Source organism: Streptomyces gamaensis (assembly GCF_042656465.1).
Lineage (GTDB): Bacteria > Actinomycetota > Actinomycetes > Streptomycetales > Streptomycetaceae > Streptomyces > Streptomyces gamaensis.
Genome location: NZ_JBHSPB010000002.1, coordinates 369,540 through 388,258, shown reverse-complemented (window position 1 = coordinate 388,258; position 18,719 = coordinate 369,540). Strand labels below are relative to the sequence as shown.

18 protein-coding genes are annotated in these 18,719 nt (G+C 72.0%); 9 read left to right on the top strand and 9 right to left on the bottom strand.

Annotation, left to right across the window (positions count from 1 at the left end; all coding sequences use genetic code 11):
* Window positions 1-28: 28 nt before the first annotated feature.
* From ACFP1Z_RS04355 to ACFP1Z_RS04330, 6 genes are all read right to left on the bottom strand, one after another.
* The gene (locus ACFP1Z_RS04355) at window positions 29-1,075 is read right to left on the bottom strand and encodes an FUSC family protein (protein ID WP_390314501.1); all 1,047 of its coding nucleotides are present in this window, start codon (window positions 1,073-1,075) and stop codon (window positions 29-31) included.
* Entirely contained in the window at window positions 1,072-1,647 is a 576-nt protein-coding gene (locus ACFP1Z_RS04350; RefSeq protein ID WP_390314500.1) for a cysteine hydrolase family protein, read from the bottom strand. The genes ACFP1Z_RS04355 and ACFP1Z_RS04350 overlap by 4 nt, the downstream gene beginning before the upstream one ends.
* Before the next feature lie 39 nt (window positions 1,648-1,686).
* Window positions 1,687-2,112, bottom strand: a complete 426-nt coding sequence (locus tag ACFP1Z_RS04345; RefSeq protein ID WP_390314499.1) for a MarR family winged helix-turn-helix transcriptional regulator — start codon at window positions 2,110-2,112, stop codon at window positions 1,687-1,689.
* Window positions 2,113-2,145: 33 nt separating this feature from the next.
* Window positions 2,146-3,606 carry an MFS transporter gene (locus ACFP1Z_RS04340; protein WP_390314498.1) on the bottom strand — a complete coding sequence of 487 codons (1,461 nt, stop codon included), beginning with the start codon at window positions 3,604-3,606 and terminating at the stop codon, window positions 2,146-2,148.
* A 75-nt stretch (window positions 3,607-3,681) separates the two neighbouring features.
* On the bottom strand, window positions 3,682-4,596 hold the full coding sequence (locus tag ACFP1Z_RS04335) for a M56 family metallopeptidase (RefSeq protein ID WP_390314497.1): 915 nt from the start codon (window positions 4,594-4,596) through the stop codon (window positions 3,682-3,684).
* Entirely contained in the window at window positions 4,593-4,973 is a 381-nt protein-coding gene (locus ACFP1Z_RS04330) for a BlaI/MecI/CopY family transcriptional regulator (protein ID WP_390314496.1), read from the bottom strand. The genes ACFP1Z_RS04335 and ACFP1Z_RS04330 overlap by 4 nt, the downstream gene beginning before the upstream one ends.
* Window positions 4,974-5,105: 132 nt before the next feature.
* On the opposite strand from ACFP1Z_RS04330, the gene ACFP1Z_RS04325 reads away from it, so the two are divergent.
* From ACFP1Z_RS04325 to ACFP1Z_RS04310, 4 genes are all read left to right on the top strand, one after another.
* Window positions 5,106-7,226 (top strand): MMPL family transporter, encoded by a 2,121-nt coding sequence (locus tag ACFP1Z_RS04325; RefSeq protein ID WP_390314495.1) that lies wholly within the window; start codon window positions 5,106-5,108, stop codon window positions 7,224-7,226.
* A 132-nt stretch (window positions 7,227-7,358) separates the two neighbouring features.
* On the top strand, window positions 7,359-8,888 hold the full coding sequence (locus ACFP1Z_RS04320; protein WP_390314494.1) for a patatin-like phospholipase family protein: 1,530 nt from the start codon (window positions 7,359-7,361) through the stop codon (window positions 8,886-8,888).
* 125 nt (window positions 8,889-9,013) lie between these two features.
* Window positions 9,014-9,913 carry a patatin-like phospholipase family protein gene (locus ACFP1Z_RS04315; RefSeq protein ID WP_390314493.1) on the top strand — a complete coding sequence of 300 codons (900 nt, stop codon included), beginning with the start codon at window positions 9,014-9,016 and terminating at the stop codon, window positions 9,911-9,913.
* 4 nt (window positions 9,914-9,917) lie between these two features.
* Window positions 9,918-11,000, top strand: coding sequence for a lysophospholipid acyltransferase family protein (locus ACFP1Z_RS04310; RefSeq protein WP_390314492.1), 1,083 nt, complete (start codon window positions 9,918-9,920; stop codon window positions 10,998-11,000).
* 248 nt (window positions 11,001-11,248) lie between these two features.
* Here the strand turns inward: ACFP1Z_RS04310 and ACFP1Z_RS04305 are convergent, their stop codons facing one another.
* Complete coding sequence (locus ACFP1Z_RS04305) at window positions 11,249-11,899, bottom strand: TetR/AcrR family transcriptional regulator (protein WP_390314491.1); 651 nt, start codon at window positions 11,897-11,899, stop codon at window positions 11,249-11,251.
* Between the two features lie 61 nt (window positions 11,900-11,960).
* Here ACFP1Z_RS04305 and ACFP1Z_RS04300 point away from each other — a divergent pair, with 61 nt between their 5' ends.
* From ACFP1Z_RS04300 to ACFP1Z_RS04285, 4 genes are read left to right on the top strand one after another with little or no spacing between them, the layout of a single operon-like run.
* Window positions 11,961-13,319, top strand: coding sequence for a flavin-containing monooxygenase (locus tag ACFP1Z_RS04300; RefSeq protein ID WP_390314490.1), 1,359 nt, complete (start codon window positions 11,961-11,963; stop codon window positions 13,317-13,319).
* Window positions 13,316-14,122 carry an SDR family NAD(P)-dependent oxidoreductase gene (locus tag ACFP1Z_RS04295; RefSeq protein WP_390314489.1) on the top strand — a complete coding sequence of 269 codons (807 nt, stop codon included), beginning with the start codon at window positions 13,316-13,318 and terminating at the stop codon, window positions 14,120-14,122. The genes ACFP1Z_RS04300 and ACFP1Z_RS04295 overlap by 4 nt, the downstream gene beginning before the upstream one ends.
* Before the next feature lie 11 nt (window positions 14,123-14,133).
* A complete protein-coding gene (locus ACFP1Z_RS04290; RefSeq protein WP_390314488.1) occupies window positions 14,134-14,928 on the top strand; it encodes an acetoacetate decarboxylase family protein in 795 nt (264 codons plus the stop codon).
* Complete coding sequence (locus ACFP1Z_RS04285; protein ID WP_390314487.1) at window positions 14,928-16,238, top strand: oxidoreductase; 1,311 nt, start codon at window positions 14,928-14,930, stop codon at window positions 16,236-16,238. Before ACFP1Z_RS04290 ends, ACFP1Z_RS04285 begins: the two co-directional genes overlap by 1 nt.
* Window positions 16,239-16,244: 6 nt before the next feature.
* Here ACFP1Z_RS04285 and ACFP1Z_RS04280 read toward each other — a convergent pair whose 3' ends face one another.
* Window positions 16,245-16,853: an NADPH-dependent F420 reductase gene (locus tag ACFP1Z_RS04280; RefSeq protein WP_390314486.1), complete on the bottom strand. Its 609-nt coding sequence runs from the start codon at window positions 16,851-16,853 to the stop codon at window positions 16,245-16,247.
* A gap of 5 nt (window positions 16,854-16,858) precedes the next feature.
* Window positions 16,859-17,350 (bottom strand): MoaF-related domain-containing protein, encoded by a 492-nt coding sequence (locus tag ACFP1Z_RS04275; RefSeq protein ID WP_390314485.1) that lies wholly within the window; start codon window positions 17,348-17,350, stop codon window positions 16,859-16,861.
* A 258-nt stretch (window positions 17,351-17,608) separates the two neighbouring features.
* Here ACFP1Z_RS04275 and ACFP1Z_RS04270 point away from each other — a divergent pair, with 258 nt between their 5' ends.
* Entirely contained in the window at window positions 17,609-18,565 is a 957-nt protein-coding gene (locus ACFP1Z_RS04270; protein ID WP_390314484.1) for an alpha/beta hydrolase, read from the top strand.
* Window positions 18,566-18,719 lie beyond the last annotated feature (154 nt).

Here is an 18,719-nt window from a genome sequence, read left to right as displayed (position 1 = left end):
GCCGCGCGCACGGCGGCGGCTCGCGTGCCTACGCCCGGTGGGGCCGGACTGGGCGGCGCTGGGTGTGGTGGGGCCAGAGGAAGGTGACGGCGAGCAGGGTGATCGCGGCGCCGAGGAGGTTGTTGCCGAGGCGCCAGGCCGAGTCGGCCACGGCGAGCGGCTCTTCCAGGCTGACCAGGAGCAGCAGGACCGGGGTGCCGAGGATGGGCCAGTAACCGTAGTTGTACTGGCGGAGCGGGCGGGCGAGGCCGCCCAGGACGGCGACGAAGGCGATGGTGATCCAGTAGGTGGTGTGGGCGCTGAGCAGGAGAAGGAGCGCGGTGAGCACGGATCCGCCGACCATGCCGATGCTGCGTTTGACCATCCGCGCCTCGGTCGCGCTCCAGGAGGGGCGTAGCGTCGTCAGGATCCCGACGAGCACCCAGGTGGCGAAGGGCCAGTGCAGTGCGTTCAGGATCAGGTGACCGGCGCAGACGCAGACTGCCGCTTGCGCGGCGTAGCGCAGTTCCGGGCTGCGTCGGCGGATGTGGTCGACGAGCCGTCGCCACGGTTCCTTGATGCGCAGCCCGGCGAACGGCGGCGCGACGGGCGAGGCCGCGACGGGGAGCAGCATGGCGATCACGGCAGCGAGGCCGCCGAGGAAGAACGCGGCGATGTAGGCGGTGGCCGTCAGGCTGTGCGGAGCGTTCGTCCCCATGAGGAAGGTGATCAACGGGGTGATGGTCATCCCGGGAACGGGGATCATCAGCGCGAGGACGACGATGGCCAGCGAGGTCCACAGCAGATGGTGGCCGGCGAGAACCCCGAGGGCGCTGGTGGCGGTCAGGATCAGCAGTCGTCGGCCCAGGAACAGCAGTCGCTGGGCCGCGGTTGTCGGTGGGATCGCCAGGGCGATGAACCACGCGGCCAGGGCGCCGGTGACGCCGCCCGGCCGGGAGCCGGCGAGCTCGCCGGCGACCAGCGGGGCGGCGACGAGCGCGCTGACGAGGATCCCGAACCGCCAGTGGTAGTGCGCTTCGGGCTCGTGGCGGAGGTAGATCCGTACCAGCGCCGCGAGCGGATGCCGCTCGGTCACGGCAGTTCGGCCAGGGCGCCGGTCGTGGTGACCGTCGCGATGCCGGACAGCATCCGCACCGATGCCTCGTGCTCCTCCAGGGTCGGGGCGGCGCAGGCGTCCTCGGCGATGACGACCCGGTAGTCGCGGTCGTGGGCGTCCCGGGCGGTGGACTGGACGGCCCACACGGTGCTCACCCCGCACACCACGACGCGCTCGATGCCCGACGCGGAGAGCGTCTGCTGCAGCCGGGTGCCGTGGAAGGCGTTGACCCGCGGTTTGGCGATCACGATGTCGTGGGCGTCGACGTGCAGGTCGGGGTGGAAGGCGGTGCCCGGGCCGGTCAGGTCGAGTGCGCCGAATTCCTGGGCACGGCCGAACATCGGCGAGTGCTTGGGCTGGTCGTGGTATCCGGCTTCGAAGCCGACCTTCACCAGGACGGTCAGCCAGTCGCGTTCCCGGGCGATCTCCTTCGCGGTGTTGAAGCGGGCGACGATGTCCCGTTCTGCTGCCTGAGGCGCGCATCGGGCGATCTTGCCGTCCGGGTGCATGATGTCGACGATGTAGTCGAGGCCGATGAGTGCTGTACGCATGAGTCCGTTCTCTCCGTGATCAGTCGTGCAAGTCGGCAATCAGTCGTGGAAGTCGGCGAGGCGTCGCATCAGGGCGCCGGCAGCCAGGAGCTGCTTCACCTCGGACGGGCTCAGTGCCGCGGAGGCGGCCTTCACCAGCCACGATTCCCGCTCCGCCCGGTCCCGTTCGAGAAGCTGCCGACCGCTTCGGGTCAGCCCGATGACGCTCCGCCGGCCGTCGGCGGGATCCGGCGCCAGCTCGATGAGCTCCCTGGCCTCCAGGCGCCGCAGCAGCGCGGCGAGATTGGACCTGGCCATACGGAGGTCGTCCGCGACGGCACTCGGACTGGCGGAGGCCCCGTGCCGGTCCACGGCTCCGAGGACCAGGACCTCGTTCAGCGGGATGTCGCCGACATGCTCCTCGCGCAGGCGCCGGTGCAGCGCCATGAGGTTCCGGCGGAACACGTTGGCCTCGTCGGTATTCATGAATTGATTATGGCATATAGCTATGCCGCATAGCTACCTCTGGGCGGGCGCGCGTGCAGCCCGGGAGGCCCGCAGGTCGGCGAGTGCGACCGCGAGCGCCGCGAGGACGAAGAACACCACGGTGACCAGGCCCAGTTGCAGGGCGGCGGCCCAGTCGTGGTGGTTGGCGACATGAGCGAAGAAGACCGCGCCCACGGCGGCGATCCCCGCCGCCGTGCCGATGCGCTGCCCGGTCTGCAGGACACCGGCGGCCGCCCCGGCCAGCTCCACCGGGACCTCGGTGAGGGTGAGCACAGTGTTCGGCGAGATCGTCAGGCCGGAGCCGAGACCGGCCAGCAACAGCGGCAGGGCGGTCGCCCAGGGCGCGCCGTGGCCGGGTACGAGCCGGACGGCCACGAGGGTGGCCGCGAGCCCGAGGACGACCACCAGCAGCCCGAAGACGACCAGGCGGCGCCCGTACCGGACCACCAGGCGCCCGCCCGCGGCGGCCGCGAGCCCCGAACCGATGGCGAAGGGCACCAGCGCCAGGCCTGTCTGCAGGGCGCCGTACGCGAGCCCGTTCTGCAGGAAGAGCGAGTAGATGAAGAAGACGGTGGTGAATCCGGCGAAGTACACCATCGCCAGGAGCGCGCCGAGCGAGAACGAGCGGAGCCGGAACAGCCGCAGATCGAGCGCGGGCGAGCGGCCCCGCAGGCCCTGCCGGCGTTCCCAGAGCCAGAAGGCGGCCAGCACGAGCGCGCCGAGGGGGATCAGCAGCCACTTGCCGCGCCCTCGCCACTGCTGCTCCTGGACGAAGGGCAGCATGACGCAGACGACGCCGGCGCCCAGGAGCAGAACACCGGCCGGGTCGAATCCGGTGCGCGACGGCCGCTCGTCCGCGGCCTTCGAAGGCAGGACCTTGAGGGCCACAGCAGTCGCCGCGATGCCGATGGGCAGGTTCACGAAGAACACCCACCGCCAGCCGTCATCGGCGCCGAACGCTTCGATGAGCAGTCCGCCCGCGACCGGTCCGACCGCCGTCGCGATGCCGACGACGCTGCCGAGCATGCCGAAGGCCCGGGCGCGCCGCGCTCCGCCGAACATCTGCTGGATCAGCCCGTACACCTGCGGTGTGACCCATCCCGCCGCGGCCCCCTGCACCAGCCGGGAGGTCACCAGCCAGCCGGGCGACCGGGCCAGCCCGCAGAACGCCGAAGCCAGGGTGAACAGCACGATTCCGAGGAGGAACGCGTTCTTGCGGCCCCGCTGGTCACCGAAGCGTCCGGCGGGTACCAGGACCAGGCCGAAGGTGAGCGCGTATCCGGACACCACCCAGGACAGATCGGCGGACGCGGCGCCGAGGCCACGCTGAATGGACGGCAGCGCCACGTTCACGATCGACACGTCGAGCAGCGTCATGAACGCGGCCGTCAGGCACACGCCCAGCGCCCCCCGGCGGGACCGGTCCGTGGCCAAGGACTCGCCCTTGCCGGCGCGGACGCGGGAAGCGCTCATGGCCTCAGTCAACACGCCCTCGCCAGGACGGGTGCGTGCTGGGCGTCCGAAAGGGTGAGCTCCGGCCGTGCGGGCTCAGCTGGTGACCGGCAGGAGGAACAAGCTCACGGGCGTGGCGACGAGGACCAGTGCGAGGCCGAGGACGGTGAGACGGCCCGCGCGCGGAGGACCCTGCGGTTCCGGGGTCAGGAGCCGGGCGGTGCGTTCCGCCAGAGCGATGTCAGCGGCGCCGAAGGCACCTGCGGGGCCCTGGAGTTGATCCGTCCCGGCACAGAAGCGGGCCAGCGCGTCGGCGAGTTCGCGGCGGGGGCGGGTACGGCAGCAGGTGTCGTCGGCCAGCATCTCCAGCAGCAGCCGGACCGAGGCGCTCGCCTCGTCGAGGACGGTGCTGCGGGGGACGATCCGTCGCCAGGCCAGGAGGGGCAGGAGCACGAGGTCGTGCCGCTGCCGCAGGTGGGCCCGTTCGTGGGCGAGGACCGCCTGGAGGTGGTGCCGGTCCAGGCGGTGCAGGGCCCCGGTGCTGATCACGATGGTGCCGTGCCGGCCGGGCAGGCAGTAGGCCGCGGCGGCGGGATGGTCGAGGAGCGCGACGCCCGGCAGTTCGGGATCCCTGCGGGCGACCAGGTCGAGCAGACTCCGGTGACGTCGCCTTTCACGGAGGGTCGTCGTGAACGTCAGCGCGAGGGCGAGGAGGCGGGCGCCGACGAAGAGGACACCCAGCGCGGCGGCGGCCGTGCCCACAGGATCGTCGGTGAGCCTCGCCGGAGCCGCCAGCAGCCGGGCGAGCCCGGGGGCGAGACCCTGGTTGGCGGGGGCGAAGACGGCGGAGAACAGCAGCCCGGCCAGGGAGAGTTCGAGGGTCAGCCCGATGGCCTGCCACAGCGCGAGCCCGGTGCGCGGCATGCGGTGCGCCCACCGGGCGCGGGCCAGCGGGCGGACGGCTGCGACGCAGCAGACGACGAGAACGACGAAGTGCAGCAGATGGCTCATCCCTGCCGACCGTCCTTGCGGCCGCCCTTGTGCTGCCGGGCCAGCGCCTGGCGCAGGACGTCGGCCTCGGCGGCCGGCATGGAGTGCGCGAAATGGACGAGGACCGCTTCACGGTCGGCGGCGCGGCCGAGGGCGTCCATCATCAGGTCACTGACGTGGGACTCCCTGCTGGCGGCGGGGACGTAGCGCCAGGAGCGGCCCTCGCGTTCCTTGCGTGCCATCCCCTTGGCGGCCAGCCGGTCCAGGACCGTGATCACGGTGGTGTGGGCGGGCTTCTCCTGCGGCAGGGCGTCCATGACGTCCCGCGCGGTCATCGGCCGTCCGGCTTCCCACAGGACGTCCATGACGGCGCGTTCCAGCTCGCCCGAGCGGCGCATACGGGGTCCTCCGGGGGGAGTGGCGGTTCGGACACATTCATTCTACCCCTTGTAGAACTCATCCCCGGCGTGCTGTTACGGTGCTCCGGCACGTTGCTCTACAAGACGTAGAACGAAGATGGGTCGCACCACATGCTCAGCAGCATCGCCCGCCTATGCCACCGCTTCCGCCGGACCACTCTCCTCGTCTGGCTGATCGGCTCCCTGCTCCTGGTGACCGTCGGCGGCATGGCCAAGCCCGCGTTCGACGCGGAATACGCCCTGCCCGACACCGACTCCCAACGGGCCTACACCCTCCTGGAACAGCACTTCCCCGAACAGGCCACCGGCCGCGGCGAGATCGTCCTGCACGCCCCCGCCGGTCTCGACACCCCGGCCGTACGCTCCCGCGCCGATCAAGTCCTGCGCGCGGCACGGGAGTCGGACCCGGCCGCGGTCCGCACGGTCGTCCCCTTCGGCGACGCCGAGCGGGGCGGCCGGGTCAGCGAGGACGGCCGTACGGGCGTCGCCGTCATCGTCTTCGACGCCCCGCGCACCGAAGTGCCCAAAGCCGTCGCGAAGAAGATCGAACAGCGCCTGACCGCCATGAGCAGTGACAGCCTGCGCGTCGAGCTGTCGGGGTCGATGTTCGCGCCCGTACCCAGCACCGGTCTGAGCGAGACCGTCGGCCTCGTCGCCGCCGTCGTGATCCTGCTGTTCGCCTTCGGCTCACTGGCCCTCGCCGCGGTGCCGGTCGTCGCCGCCCTGGTCGCGCTGTTCACCGCCATGGGGCTGGTGATGCTGCTGACGAAGGTCATGAGCGTGCCCAACTTCAGCATGTCGGTGGCCGTCATGATCGTCCTGGGCGTCGGGGTGGACTACGCCCTGTTCATCGCCACCCGCTACCGAACGGCCCGCCGCGCCGGACAGACCCCGCCCGAGGCCGTCGCCGTCACCGCCGCGACCTCCGGCCGCGCCGTGCTGTTCGCCGGCACCACCGTGATCGTCTCGCTCGGCGGCATGCTCTTCATGGGCATCCCCTTCGTCTACGGACTCGCCGTCAGCTGTGCCCTGGGCGTACTCGCCACCCTCGCCCTGGGCCTCACCCTCGTCCCCGCGCTGCTCGGCCTGTGCGACCGGTGGATCACCCGCGCCGGCCGCCCGGAGCGACGCCCGGCGGCGGCAACTCCGTTCCAGCGCAACGCGCTTGCCCGGCACGGCGGCAAGGTGGCGTGCGCCACCGTCGCGGTGCTGCTGGCGATGTGCGCCCCCGCGTTCTCGATGCGGCTCGGCACGGCCGACGCCGGAAACGCGCCCGCCACGGAGACCACGCGCCGCGCGTACGACCTCAAGCAGCAGGCGTTCGGCCCCGGTTCGACCGCGGCCCTGTCCGTCGTCGCCGACCTGCGCGGCGCCGACGCCCACACGCTCACCCGGGTCACGGACCGGCTCCGCGCGACCGCGGGCGTGGCCGCCGTCGCCCCGCCCGCCCTCAGCCGCGACGGACGGGCCGCCCTCCTCACCGTCGTCCCCACCACCACCGCTCAACAGGAGGAAACCGCCCGGCTCGTCCGCACCCTGCGGGGTGACGTACTGCCCGCCGCCCAGGACGGCACCCCGATGCGGCTGCACGTCGGCGGCCTCACGGCGACCTCCCTCGACCTCACCCGGCGCATGGCCGACCGGCTCCTGATCTTCGTCCTCGCCGTCGTCGTGATATCCCTGCTCCTGCTCTCCGCCATGTTCAAGTCGGTCCTCGTCCCCCTCCAGGCGATCGCGCTCACCCTGCTGGCGCTCGGCGCCTCGTACGGGCTGCTCACCGCCGTCTTCCAGTGGGGCTGGGGCGCCGCACTCGTCGGCGCGGGCAGTACCGGACCACTGGAGAGCTACATGCCGATGACGCTGATGGCCCTGCTCTTCGGCCTCAGCATGGACTACCAGGTCTTCGTCCTCTCCCGCATCCGCGAAGCCCTCAGCCGCACCGGCGACGCCCGCGCCGCCGTCGCCGAGGGACTGCGCTCCTCCGCCCGCGTCGTGGCGGCAGCGGCCCTGATCATGGCAGCGGTCTTCGCCGCGTTCGTCCTCTCGCCCGACCGCATCATGAAGCAGTTCGGCCTGGGCCTCGCCACCGCCGTCCTCGTCGAGGCGTTCCTCGTCCTCGCCGTCACGCCGGTGATCCTGACCAGGCTCGGGGACCGCGCCTGGCTGCGGCACCGCTCCGCCTACGGCGACCCCGACAAGACCGAAAAGACCGGGAATCATCATGATGAGTGAACCGCGCCATCGTGCGCTCGTACGAGGGGTGCGTCGACTCAGGACATACACGTGGCCCGGCCCGTCAACCTGACGCAGCGCGAAGCGCGGCGGTCTGGAATCCAAAGCAGATCATATGGAACAAACAGTTCCATGAGTGCCGATGCCGATATCCGGCCCGCTTCGACCTCCGGCCGCACGGCCTTCGTCCTCGGGGGCGGCGGCAAACTGGGCGGTTACCAAGTCGGCATGCTGCGCGCCCTGTTCGAGCGGGGTGTGGCGCCGGATCTCGTCCTCGGTACGTCCGTCGGATCGGTTCAGGGTGCGATGCTCGCGGCCGACCCGACGCCCGCGCTCTGTGACAGGCTGGCGGAGTTCTGGAAGGACATCATCGGCGAGCGGGTCATGTCGGTGACCGCCCGCGATGTCCTGGCCAGCGTCGTGGGGCTGCGTCCGGCGTTGGCGAGGATGGACGCCCTGCGCGAGGTGGTGAGCGGTTATCTCGGTGCGGATACCCGTATCGAGGACCTGGCGCTGCCTTTTGAATGTGTCGCCGCGTCGATCGAGCGGGCCGCCGCCCACTACTTCGACGCCGGTCCGCTCGTACCCGCCCTCATGGCGTCCTGCGCGGTGCCCGGCCTGTGGCCGCCGGTACGGATCGGGGAGGAGCACTATGTGGACGGCGGTGTGGTCGAGACGGTGCCGGTGAGCCGGGCCGTCGGCCACGGTGCCACCACGGTGTACGTCCTGCGGATGCGCCAGCAGGAGCCGCCGCTGCTTCCCGCCCGCCGGCCGTGGCAGGTCGGCCCGGCCGTCTTCGAGATCTCCCGCCGGCACCGGCTCACGCAGATCCTCAACGCCCGCCCGGCAGGGGTGCGGATGTACATCCTGCCCAGCGGCGAGGTGCACGGGGACGCCTCGGACGCCCGTCGGCGGCTGTCGGTGCGTGAGGAGCAGGCCCTCCTCCAGCGGCGCGCGGAAACCGGCTACCGGGCGGCGGGTGCCTACCTGGACGCTCTCGCCGAGGGCCGCTCCGCTGCCCTGGCTTTCTCCGCCAACCCCGTGGCGCGGTCGTATCTGACCACGTCCCGCCGGGCCGACGGGTCGGAGCCGGTCTTCCACTCCGGGGCGATCAGCCCGTTCCTGGCGGCCAAACACCGTGCGCTCTTCGCCCGTTACGACCTCGACGGCGACGGTCTGGTGGCACGGGAGAACGTCGTCGCCGTCGCCCGTTCCCTGTGCGCCGCGTTCGGCCGGGAGCCGGATTCCCCGGCGGCCACGGCCCTGTGCGAGGCGTACGAGGTGTACTGGCGGCGGCTGTGCGAGGCGGCCGCTCTCGCCCCGGAGACCGCCCGGCTGGACCGGGACACCTTCGAGGACGCGCTTGCCCGGCTGGCGGGCAGCCGCCCGGCGTACCACGCCAACCTGCTCCCCATGGTGACCGCAGTACTGGCCGCGGCGGACATCGACGGCGACGGCATCCTCGACACGGACGAAATCCACCGCGTGCTCGGGATGTTCCTCGTCGACGGCAGCGACGCGAAGACCCTGATCCGCCGTCTGGACACCAACGGCGACGGGATCATCAGCCTCGACGAACTCAACGACGCCTTCCGCGACTACTTCACCAGCGAAGAGCACGGCTACGCCGGCAACATGCTCTTCGGCAACGTCCCGACCTGAGCCGAGCCAACGCCGGCGAACGCCGGTGCGGCCGGCCTGCCGGAGATCGCCCGGGCGGGTGAAAGGTGCGCGCCGGTCGTCGGCGGGCTGGAATCCGAAGGGGAGCCCATGGAACAAACAGCGCCATGCACACGCTCCCCGGCCGTACCGCTTTCGTCCTCGGCGGCGGAGGCAGCCTCGGCGGCTACGAGGCCGGCATGCTCCGCGCCCTGATCGAGGCCGGTATCCGGCCGGATGTGGTCATCGGCACGTCCATCGGTTCCGTCCAAGGCGCCATCGCCGCCGCCCACCCCGGCCCGGACGCGCTCGCGGTACTGGACCGATTGTGGTCCCAGTTGACCGGCAAGCGCGTCATGCACGCCTCAGCCCGGGGAGTGGTCTCCTCGCTCGCCCGGCGCCGCAACCACATCGCCTCAAACCAGTGTCTGCGCGAGGTACTTGCCGACGTGATCGGCGAGGAGAGACGGTTCGAGGACCTGAAGGTGCCCTTCCAGTGTGTCGCCACCTCGGTCGAACGCGCCGCCGCCCGCTACTTCGACGCCGGTCCGCTCGTCCCCGCCCTCATGGCGTCCTGCGCGGTGCCCGGCCTGTGGCCGCCGGCCGAGATCGACGGCGAGCACTACTACGACGGCGGCCTGGTCGAGAGCATCCCCGTGCGCCGGGCCCTCACCCTCGGCGCCGACACCGTGTACGTGCTGCACGTCGGACGGATCGAACATCCGCCGGCCGTGCCGCGCTCGCTGCGGGAGGTCGCCTCCGTCTCGTTCGAGATCTCCCGCCGGCACGGTCTCGCCGACGCCGTCGCCGAAGCACCGCCCGGGGTCACCGTGCACATCCTGCCCTCCGGACAGGACTCGAAGGCCGCCCCGCGACCCCACAGGCTCCACCGGGGCGCCACGGCCGAGCTCGAAAGCATCCACCGGCACATCGACTCCGCATACCGGGCCACCCGCGCCTTCCTCCTCGACCACCCCCCGGCCCCGGCGAACACCCCCCAGCCTGTCGCCGTCACCGCAGAGACGTGACACCGTGCCGGCGCTGCTCCTCATCACGGCGGCCTGCGCCACACTCCTTCTCGCCCTGGCACTGCCCCTCCTCGCCGCCCTGCGTCTGCTCGCCACCCGACTGCCCCCACGAGCACGGGCCCTCGCCCGCCTCCTGCTCCTGCTCGCCGCCTACATCGCCACCTTCGAATGCCCGGCCATCCTGGCAGCCACCCGCCTGCGCGCACGAGGCAGACTCACGACACCCGCCCTCGGACACCCCTGCCGCACCCCGGCCGAGCAACACCTGGAACGCCTGACCGGACGGTTCTTCCAGCGCGGCTTCCAGCTGGCCGGACTGGGCATCCACCGCGATGCCCCGCCACCCGACCCCGCCCCGCAGCGGCCGGTCCTGGTCATCGCCCGCCACGCCGGCTTCCTCAACGCCCAGCTCCTCACCCACGAGGTCTTCCGCACCCTCGGCCGCCGGACCATGGCCATCACCAAACTCTCCGTGAAAGCCGCACCGGGCTTCGGGGCACTCGTCCCGGGCACCTTCATCACCCCCTACCGGTGGACCACGCACGGACGCGCCTGCGCGCTGCGCCGGATGATCACCATGGCCCGCTACGCCACCCCCGAGGACGGGCTCGTGCTCTTCCCCGAAGGCACCAACATCACCGCCACCCGCCGCCGGGCCGCCATCGACCGCCTCCACGCCGAAGAACACCCCGCCCGCGCCGACCGGTACCACCGCCTCCACCACGTCCTGCCACCGCAGGCCACCGGGGTTCGCGTGGTGCTGCGCGCCATGCCCGGGGCAGACGTGCTGTTCTTCGCGCACACCGGCCTGGAAGACCTGCTCGCACCCTTGGTCGACCTGGGCTACCCCCCGCTCGCCGACGGCATACTGCACACCACCTGGTGGCACGTACCGGCAGAACAGATCCCCCGCGAACAGGCCGCGTTCGAAGCCTGGCTCGACGACTGGTGGCAGACCCTGGACGAATGGACCGCCATCATCCGCACCCGACCCGCTGCCCCGGCCCCACGCCCACCCGCCCGGCCCGTACCGCAGCAGAGGGACCCGGAGGCACCCGTCGACCGGGGCAAGGCAGCGCCACCCTAGTGTGATGCGCCAGAAATCCGATGCCTCCCACCAGTCCGCGACCTCGACAGTCATCCGGGCCGGGCCCTGTCAGTGGTGCAGGTGGTAGCGGGGTAGAGCTTCAACCGCCGGGCGCGAACGACGGCGAAGGCGCCGAAGGCGAGTTGGACCGGGCTGCGCCAGAGGCTGTTCCACGCGTCGCGCAGCCGCATGCGTACGAGCTCGGCGCCGGCCCGAAGGCGCAGCCGTAGCCGACGGCGGGGCGGGCTCTACGCGGGCGCGGCCGGGTAGCGGTGGAGGAAGGTCTCGACGAGGAACTCGGCCATCGCCGTGAGGCGTTCGGGCGGATAGGTGGTGGGGTCGCGCAGGAGGAGCCGGGCGCCTTCTTCCATGGCGTTGAGGAGGATGTGGGCGAGCAGGTCGATGTCGATGGTGTCGGTGCCGGGGCGGCCGGTGAGGAAGTGGCGGGTGATGTCGGCGAATTGTGCGCGGATCTCGGCTTCGCCGCGTTCCTTGTAGGCGCGCACCGGGGGTGGTGCGGCGTCGACGGGCAGCAGGATGGAGCGCCAGCGGGCGGGTTCGGCGAGGACGGCGCGGTAGAAGCCGTCGGCGACGGTGGTGAAGGTGGCGACGGGGTCGGCGTCGGTGAGGTCGGCGGGGACGACCGCGGCGAGTTGGGCGAGCGCGCGCCGGCTTTCGCGGTCGAGGAGCTCGCGCAGGATGTGGTCGGAGTCGGTGAACAGGCCGTAGACCACGGGCCGGGTGACGCCCGCGCGTCTGGCGACGCCGTCGACGGACACGGCGGGGACGCCGTCGGTGTTGATGATCTCCAGGGCGGCGTCGAGGAGTTGCTCGCGGCGCTGTTCGGGGCGCATGCGTGGTGCGTAGGGCCGTCGTGGAGTGGTCCGGCTGCTGTCCATGGCCCAATTCTACGCTTGTGAAGCTACATTGCTGTAGCTACAGTCCCGTAGCAATTGCTCGATGGAGGAGGCAGCGATGGCGGCAGGCATGCCGGAGCGGTACTGCATCATCGGCGCCGGCTATACGGGGAACGGGCTGGCGCGGGCCTTTCGGCAGGCGGGGATCGGCTACGACCAGTTCGAGGCGACCGACCGCGTCGGCGGGAACTGGGCGCACGGGGTGTACGACTCGACGCATCTGATCAGCTCGAAGGCGTCGACGCAGTACCCGGAGTACCCGATGCCGGCCCACTTCCCGACGTTCCCGAGCCGGGCACAGATGCTGGCGTACCTCAACGACTACGTGGACCACTTCGGCCTGCGCGAGGCCATCACCTTCGACACCGAGGTGGCGCGGGTGGCACCGCTGGACCGCACCGGGATGGCGGGCTGGCGGGTCACCCTGTCGACGGGTGAGACCCGCGAGTACGCCGGCGTGGCGGTGGCCAACGGCCACTACTGGGAGCGCAACATCCCCCGCTATCCAGGGGTGTTCGCCGGGCGGCAGCTGCACTCCAAGGACTACGGGCGTCCGGCCGACTTCGGCGACGGCGGCCGGGTGCTGGTCGTGGGCGGCGGCAACTCGGCCAGCGACCTCGCCGTGGAGGCGGCGGCCGCCTTCGGCACCGCGGACATCTCCCTGCGGCGCGGGTACTGGTTCATCCCGAAGACGATCTTCGGGATCCCGTCCTCGGAGTGGGACCGGGTCCGGCTGCCGATGCCGGTCCAGCGCGCGGGGTTCCGGGTGCTGCTGTGGCTGTCGCAGGGCGACGTCCGCCGCTACGGGCTCGAGCGGCCCGACCACAAGCTGTTCACCAAGGACGTGACCGTCAACACGTCACTGATGTACGCGCTGCGGCACGGAAAGGTCAGGCCGCGCAAGGAGATCGCCCGCTTCGACGGCCACACCGTGCACTTCGTCGACGGCGGCTCGGGCGAGTACGACACCGTCGTGTGGGCCACCGGCTACCGCACCCGGTTCCCGTTCCTGGACGAGTCGATGTTCGTATGGGAGAACGGCCAACCACTGCTGCTGGAGCACGTGCTGGTGCCGCGCTACGCCAACCTCTACATCTGGGGCCTGGTCGCGCCCCGCTCCGGCGCCGGGAGGATCATCTCCGCCGGTGCGGACTTCCTCGCCGAGGCGGTACGGGTCCAGCGGCTGTTGCCGATCCCGCTGTCGGACCTGCTGGCGCGCCGGGTGCGTGCGCGCAGCTCGATCCTGGCGGGCCAGGCGGAGATCCTCGGCCGGATCGGGCGACTGCGCCGCGCCCTGCGCGGTGACGAACGGCGCGCCCGCCTGCTCGGCGGCGGCCTGGCCGCCCGGCCCGTCCACCGCCGGACCGAACCCACCGCCGATATCGGGGAGATGGCCGCGTGAGCAGCCTGCTGCCCGCCCCCACGCCCCGTAGCCGTGCGGTCGTCACCGGTGCGTCGTCCGGTATCGGCGCGGCGCTGGCCGGGGCCCTGGCCCGGCGCGGTCATCATCTCGTCCTGGTGGCCCGCCGGGAGGAACGGCTCAAGGACCTCGGCGCGCGCCTGGCGGCGACGTACCGGGTCGAGGCGGAGGCCCGGGCGTGCGACCTGGCCGACCGGTCCCAACGCTCCGCGCTCGCCGGGGAACTGGCGGACCGCGATATCGCGGTGCTGTGCAACAACGCGGGGTTCGCCACCTACGGCCCGCTGTCGTCGGCCGACCCCGCACGGGAGCGCCTGCAAGCGGAGTTGAACGCGGTCGCGGTCCTCGATCTCACCCTCGCCGTGCTGCCCGGGATGCTGGCGCGCAAGGCCGGCGGGATCCTGATCACCGGCTCCACCGCCGGCAACCAGCCCGGCCCGCTGAACGCCACGTACGCGGCCGGCAAGGCGTTCGCCAACACCTTCGCCGAATCGCTGCACGCCGAGCTGGCCGGTACCGGGGTCGGCTGCACCCTCCTCGCCCCCGGCCCGGTGCGCACCGAGTTCGCCGAGGTCGCCGAGGTGTCCCGCCTGGACCGGCTGCTACCGGGGCCGCTGTGGGTGTCGGCCGACCGCGCCGCCGAGCTGGCCGTCGACGGCCTCGCCCGGGGCAAACGGCGCGTGGTGCCGGGTGCGTTCGCCAAGGCCCAGACCCTCGGCGGCCAGTACGGACCGCGCGGTCTGGCCGGTCCGCTCCTGCGCGCCGTCTACCGCAAGGCCAAGTGAGGAGAGTGCCGATGACGATGACGCACCGGGAACCGGCCGACCGGACACCGGGCCGCAGCCTGCTGTCGGACCTGCGACGGCTCCGTACGCTCGTGGACCCCCGCAAGCCGCTCTACCGGGACGCCCACTACTTCGCCGCCACCATCGAGGTCGACCCGGCCACGATGCGCCGCTGGCTGCCGCCGGGGATCCGGCTCGCCGCACCGGCCCGCGCGGAGCTGTTCACCGCGTACTTCCCCCACTGCACCTACGGCTCCGTCTACCACGAGGCCGGCCTGTTCGTGCACGTCAAAACCCTGCGGGGCACGGGCGTCCACTGCCCGTGGATGATCCTCGACGACGACGTCGCCCTGATCCTGGGCCGCGAACTCCTCGGCTACCCGAAGAAGCTCGGCACCATCGACTGGCGCCTCGACGGACACGGCGACGGCGCCACACTCCGCGCCGAAGCGACCCGCCACGGCCACCGGCTGATCACCATGGGCGGCCGTCTCGGCGAGGTCATCACCGACCCGCCGCCGATCCTGGGCCGGCCGCACCGCAACGTGACAGGACTTCAGGGCCTGGCCCTGCCGCGGGTCGTCGCCTTCACCCCGGTCGAACGGCCGGTCGAGGTCCGGCGGGTCCACGACGTCGACCTGTCCCTCGGCGGCTCCGAACGCGACCCGCTCGACCAGATGGGCCTCGGCCCCGTCATCGAGGCCCGCCTGCACCGCGTCGACCTCGCCGCCGCACTCCCCCCGCTCCCCCTGCGACCGCTCTCCCCGCTGTACACCGTGACCCGACTCCGCCCGAGGGTGCTGTGATGTCCGAGATCCTGACCCGGCAAGTGAAACTGCCGTGCGGCGCGACCCTGTCCAACCGCATCGCCAAAGCCGGCATGAGCGAACAGCTCGCCACCCGCGACGGCATGCCCACCGACCGGCTGCGCCGCCTCTACGCCGTCTGGGCACGCGGCGGCGCCGGACTGCTCATCACCGGCAACGTCATGATCGACCGCACCGCGCTCGTCGAACCCCGCAACGCGATCCTCGAGGACGAGCGCAGCCTGCCCGCGTTCCGCGCCTGGACCGACGCCGTCCACGCGGCCGGACCGGACAGACCGGATGGACCGGGCGGACCGGGCGGACCGGGCGGACCGGGCGGACCGGCGATATGGATGCAGATCAACCACCCCGGCCGGGTCGCCACCGTCCCGCTCACCCACCGCCCCGTAGGCCCCTCCGCGCTGCGCGAACCGGTCCCCGGCTTCAGCCTGCGCCGAGCCCGCCGGCTGTCCGGACGCGACATCCAGGCGCTGACCGCCCGCTACGCCCGCACCGCCGAACTCGCCGTCGCCGCCGGATTCGACGGCGTGCAGATCCACGCCGCACACGGCTACCTGCTCGCGCAGTTCCTCTCCCCACTGGCCAACACCCGCGACGACTCCTACGGCCGCGACCCGGCCGGGCGCCGCCGCCTGCTCCTGGACATCGTGGCCGCCACCCGCGCCGCCGTCGGACCGCACGTGCCCATCTCCGTCAAGCTCAACTCCACCGACTTCCAGCACGGCGGCCTCTCCGAGGCCGAATCCCTCGACGTGGCCCGTGCCCTGGCCGACGCCGGGATCGACCTGCTGGAGATCTCCGGCGGAAACTACGCCGAACCCGCCATGGAAGGCGTCCACCACACCGGCCGCGCCGCCACCGGCGAGGCGTACTTCGCCCGCTACGCCGACACCGTCCGCACCCACATCGACGCCCTCCCCCTCATGCTCACCGGCGGCCTGCGCACCCGCGACGCCATGCACCGGCACGTCACCGGCGGCATCGACGTCATCGGCATCGCCCGCCCCATGGCGTTCGTTCCCGACTACCCGGCCCGCATCCTCACCGGCGAGGCCCCACCTCTCCTGCCCCGACCGCTCCGGACCACCGGATACCGCCCCCTCGACGGATACCTCCAACTCGCCGTCCACAACCACCAGTTCCACCGCATCGCCACCGGCCGCACCCCACAGCCCACGGCCACCTACGGCACCGCCCTGAGCGCCCTCGCCCGCCTCGGCCGCGCTGCGGCCACCCAGCTGACCGTCGCCCGCCCAGCCGCACCGGTTCATCCCCAGAGCTGTACCTGACCTGCTTCAGAGTGCGGTCAGTCTGATCGCCAGGGTGGCGAGTGGGCCGCCGGTTTCGAAGAGGGGGCCGCCTTCGGCGAGGGAGCCGGTGTCGAGGGGCTGGAAGCCGGAGCTGTCGACGAGTTCGGCCACTTTCCGCTTGGCGTCGGCGTCGTCGCCGGCGAGCAGGACGACGCGGCGTCCGCCGTTCACGGCGGGGTCCTCGGCGAGAACGGTGTAGAGGTAGGTGTTGAAGCCCTTCACCACGCGGGCGCCCGGCACCAGCGAGGAGACGATCTCGCTGGAGTGGCGGCCGCCGGTGTCGACGGCCTCGATGCCGCCCGCCGTCTCCCGCAGCGGATTGATCGGGTCGAGGACGACGCGTCCCTCCCAGGAGGAGACCGAGGCCGCCGCGCTCTCCTTCTGGCTCCACTGGACGGACAGCACGACCACGTCACCGAAGTCGGCCGCCTCCTGCGGCGTCCCGGCCGACGCGTTCCGGCCGAGCTCACCGACACGCGAGGCGAGCGTCTCCGGCCCGCGGGAGCCGGCGAGCATCACCTGGTGCCCGGCCCGGGTGAAGTGCCGGGCCAGGGCCATGCCGATCCGGCCGGCGCCGATGATTCCCACCTTCATGGGGGTCACCGGCCGGTGCGGGTGCGGTAGAAGGTGCCGGTCATATGGATCATCTTCGTGCCGTTGACGATGCTGTCGTACACCCGGTGCCGGGCGTAGTCCTCCACCTGGGTGACATACACCCCGGTGACCGGCTCGTGCCAGGTGATGGCGTACTGGCAGGGCCGCAGCCGGGTGCTGGTGTAGGTGATGTCCTGCGTCAGGCCCATCAGGGACCCCTGTGCCTTGGTCACCACGATCGTCGCCCTGCTGGTCGAGTGGTAGGCGATCGTCGCCACGAACGGTCCAGGGCCGAGCGGGGTGTCGACCCCGAAGTCCACCGTCCACGTCTGGCCGAGGGCCGGGACCCTCGCGTCCTCGTACCCCTGCCCCCGCTCATGGCACGCCGATCCCTGCCTCGGTGCGGCGGGACGTCGTGCCTCGGCCGCCGGAGCGGCAACAGTGCACATGACCAGGGCCACGGGAACCGCCGCGCGCACAAGACGGGAGAGCTTCATGGCGAACTCCTTCGCTCCCCCTCTTCGAGAACGGAAGCGGCCTCCGCCGGGCAGGGGCCGCACCGGCATTCCAGCACGCCCGCGCACGTCCGGCGACTTCACGGCCGGTACGGAAATGCGGGCGGTTCCGGTTGCCTCCACCATGTGGTGCAGCGGCGTTCCGGAGCGCGCAGCACCGCGCGACGGCCGTTCGCCGTCCGGTCCGCGTCGTTCCGCCGTTCGTGGCGGGGCGTGGCGGTGAGCGCAGGGAGTCCGCGCATGTCCTACGCCTTCGACCCGGAGCTGGCCGCCTTCGCCCGTACGCTGCCACGGGCGTCGATGGCCGACCTCCGGCAGGCCCGCGAGGCGCATGACGCCCAGGTGGCGCAGTTGCCCCGGCCCGTGCCGTCCGTGCCGCTGGACATCCGCGACACGACCGTCCCGGGACCGCCGGGCGCCCCCGACGTCCCGGTACGCGTCTACGCCCCGGCGGAGCGCGCACTCGGGCTGCCGGGCGTGGTGTACCTCCACGGCGGCGGCTTCACGATGGGCAGTCTGGACTTCGCCCACGCGGAGTCCCTGAACATCGCGGCCGAAGTGGGGGCGGTGGTGGTGTCGGTGGACTACCGGCTCGCCCCCGAGCACCCCTTCCCCGCAGGCATCGACGACTGCTACGCCGCGCTGGAGTGGACCGCCGACCGCGCCGACGAGCTGGGCATCGACCCGGGCCGGCTGGCCGTGGCCGGGCAGAGCTCCGGCGCGGGGTTCTCCGCGGCCGTGGCCCTACTGGCCCGCGACCGGGGCGGACCGCAGCTGTGCTTCCAGTACCTCGGCATCCCGCTCCTCGACGACCGCCTCACCACCCCCTCGTCACGCACGTTCACCGACACCCCTGCCACCAACCGGCCCAGCCTCGAATACGCTTGGGACTACTACCTGGGCCCGGGCAGACGCGGGACGGCCGACGTCTCCCCGTACGCAGCGCCCGCCCGCGCCGAGGACCTCTCCGGCCTGCCGCCCGCGTACATCTACGTGTGCGAATTCGACCCGCTGCGCGACGAAGGGCTGATCCACGGTCAACGTCTCATCCAGGCAGGGGTCCCGACCGAACTGCACCACTTCCCCGGCACCTTCCACGGCTCGACCATGTTCGCCGACGCCGGGATCTCCCGGCGGATGACCGCCGAATCCCTCGACGCACTCCGACGCGGCCTCCACGCCGCCGGAAGGCCCTGAAGCACCCGCACCGCCCACAACGGCATCCGCACCCGCCGCGTGCGGATGCCGAGCAGCGGGCCGGGGCTTCCGGACGTACCGTGGGAAGGAAGCCCGAGGCCCTGGTCGAGACCGGGTCCTGTCGGGGGCATGGGGCACTGCCGGTCTCCGACCG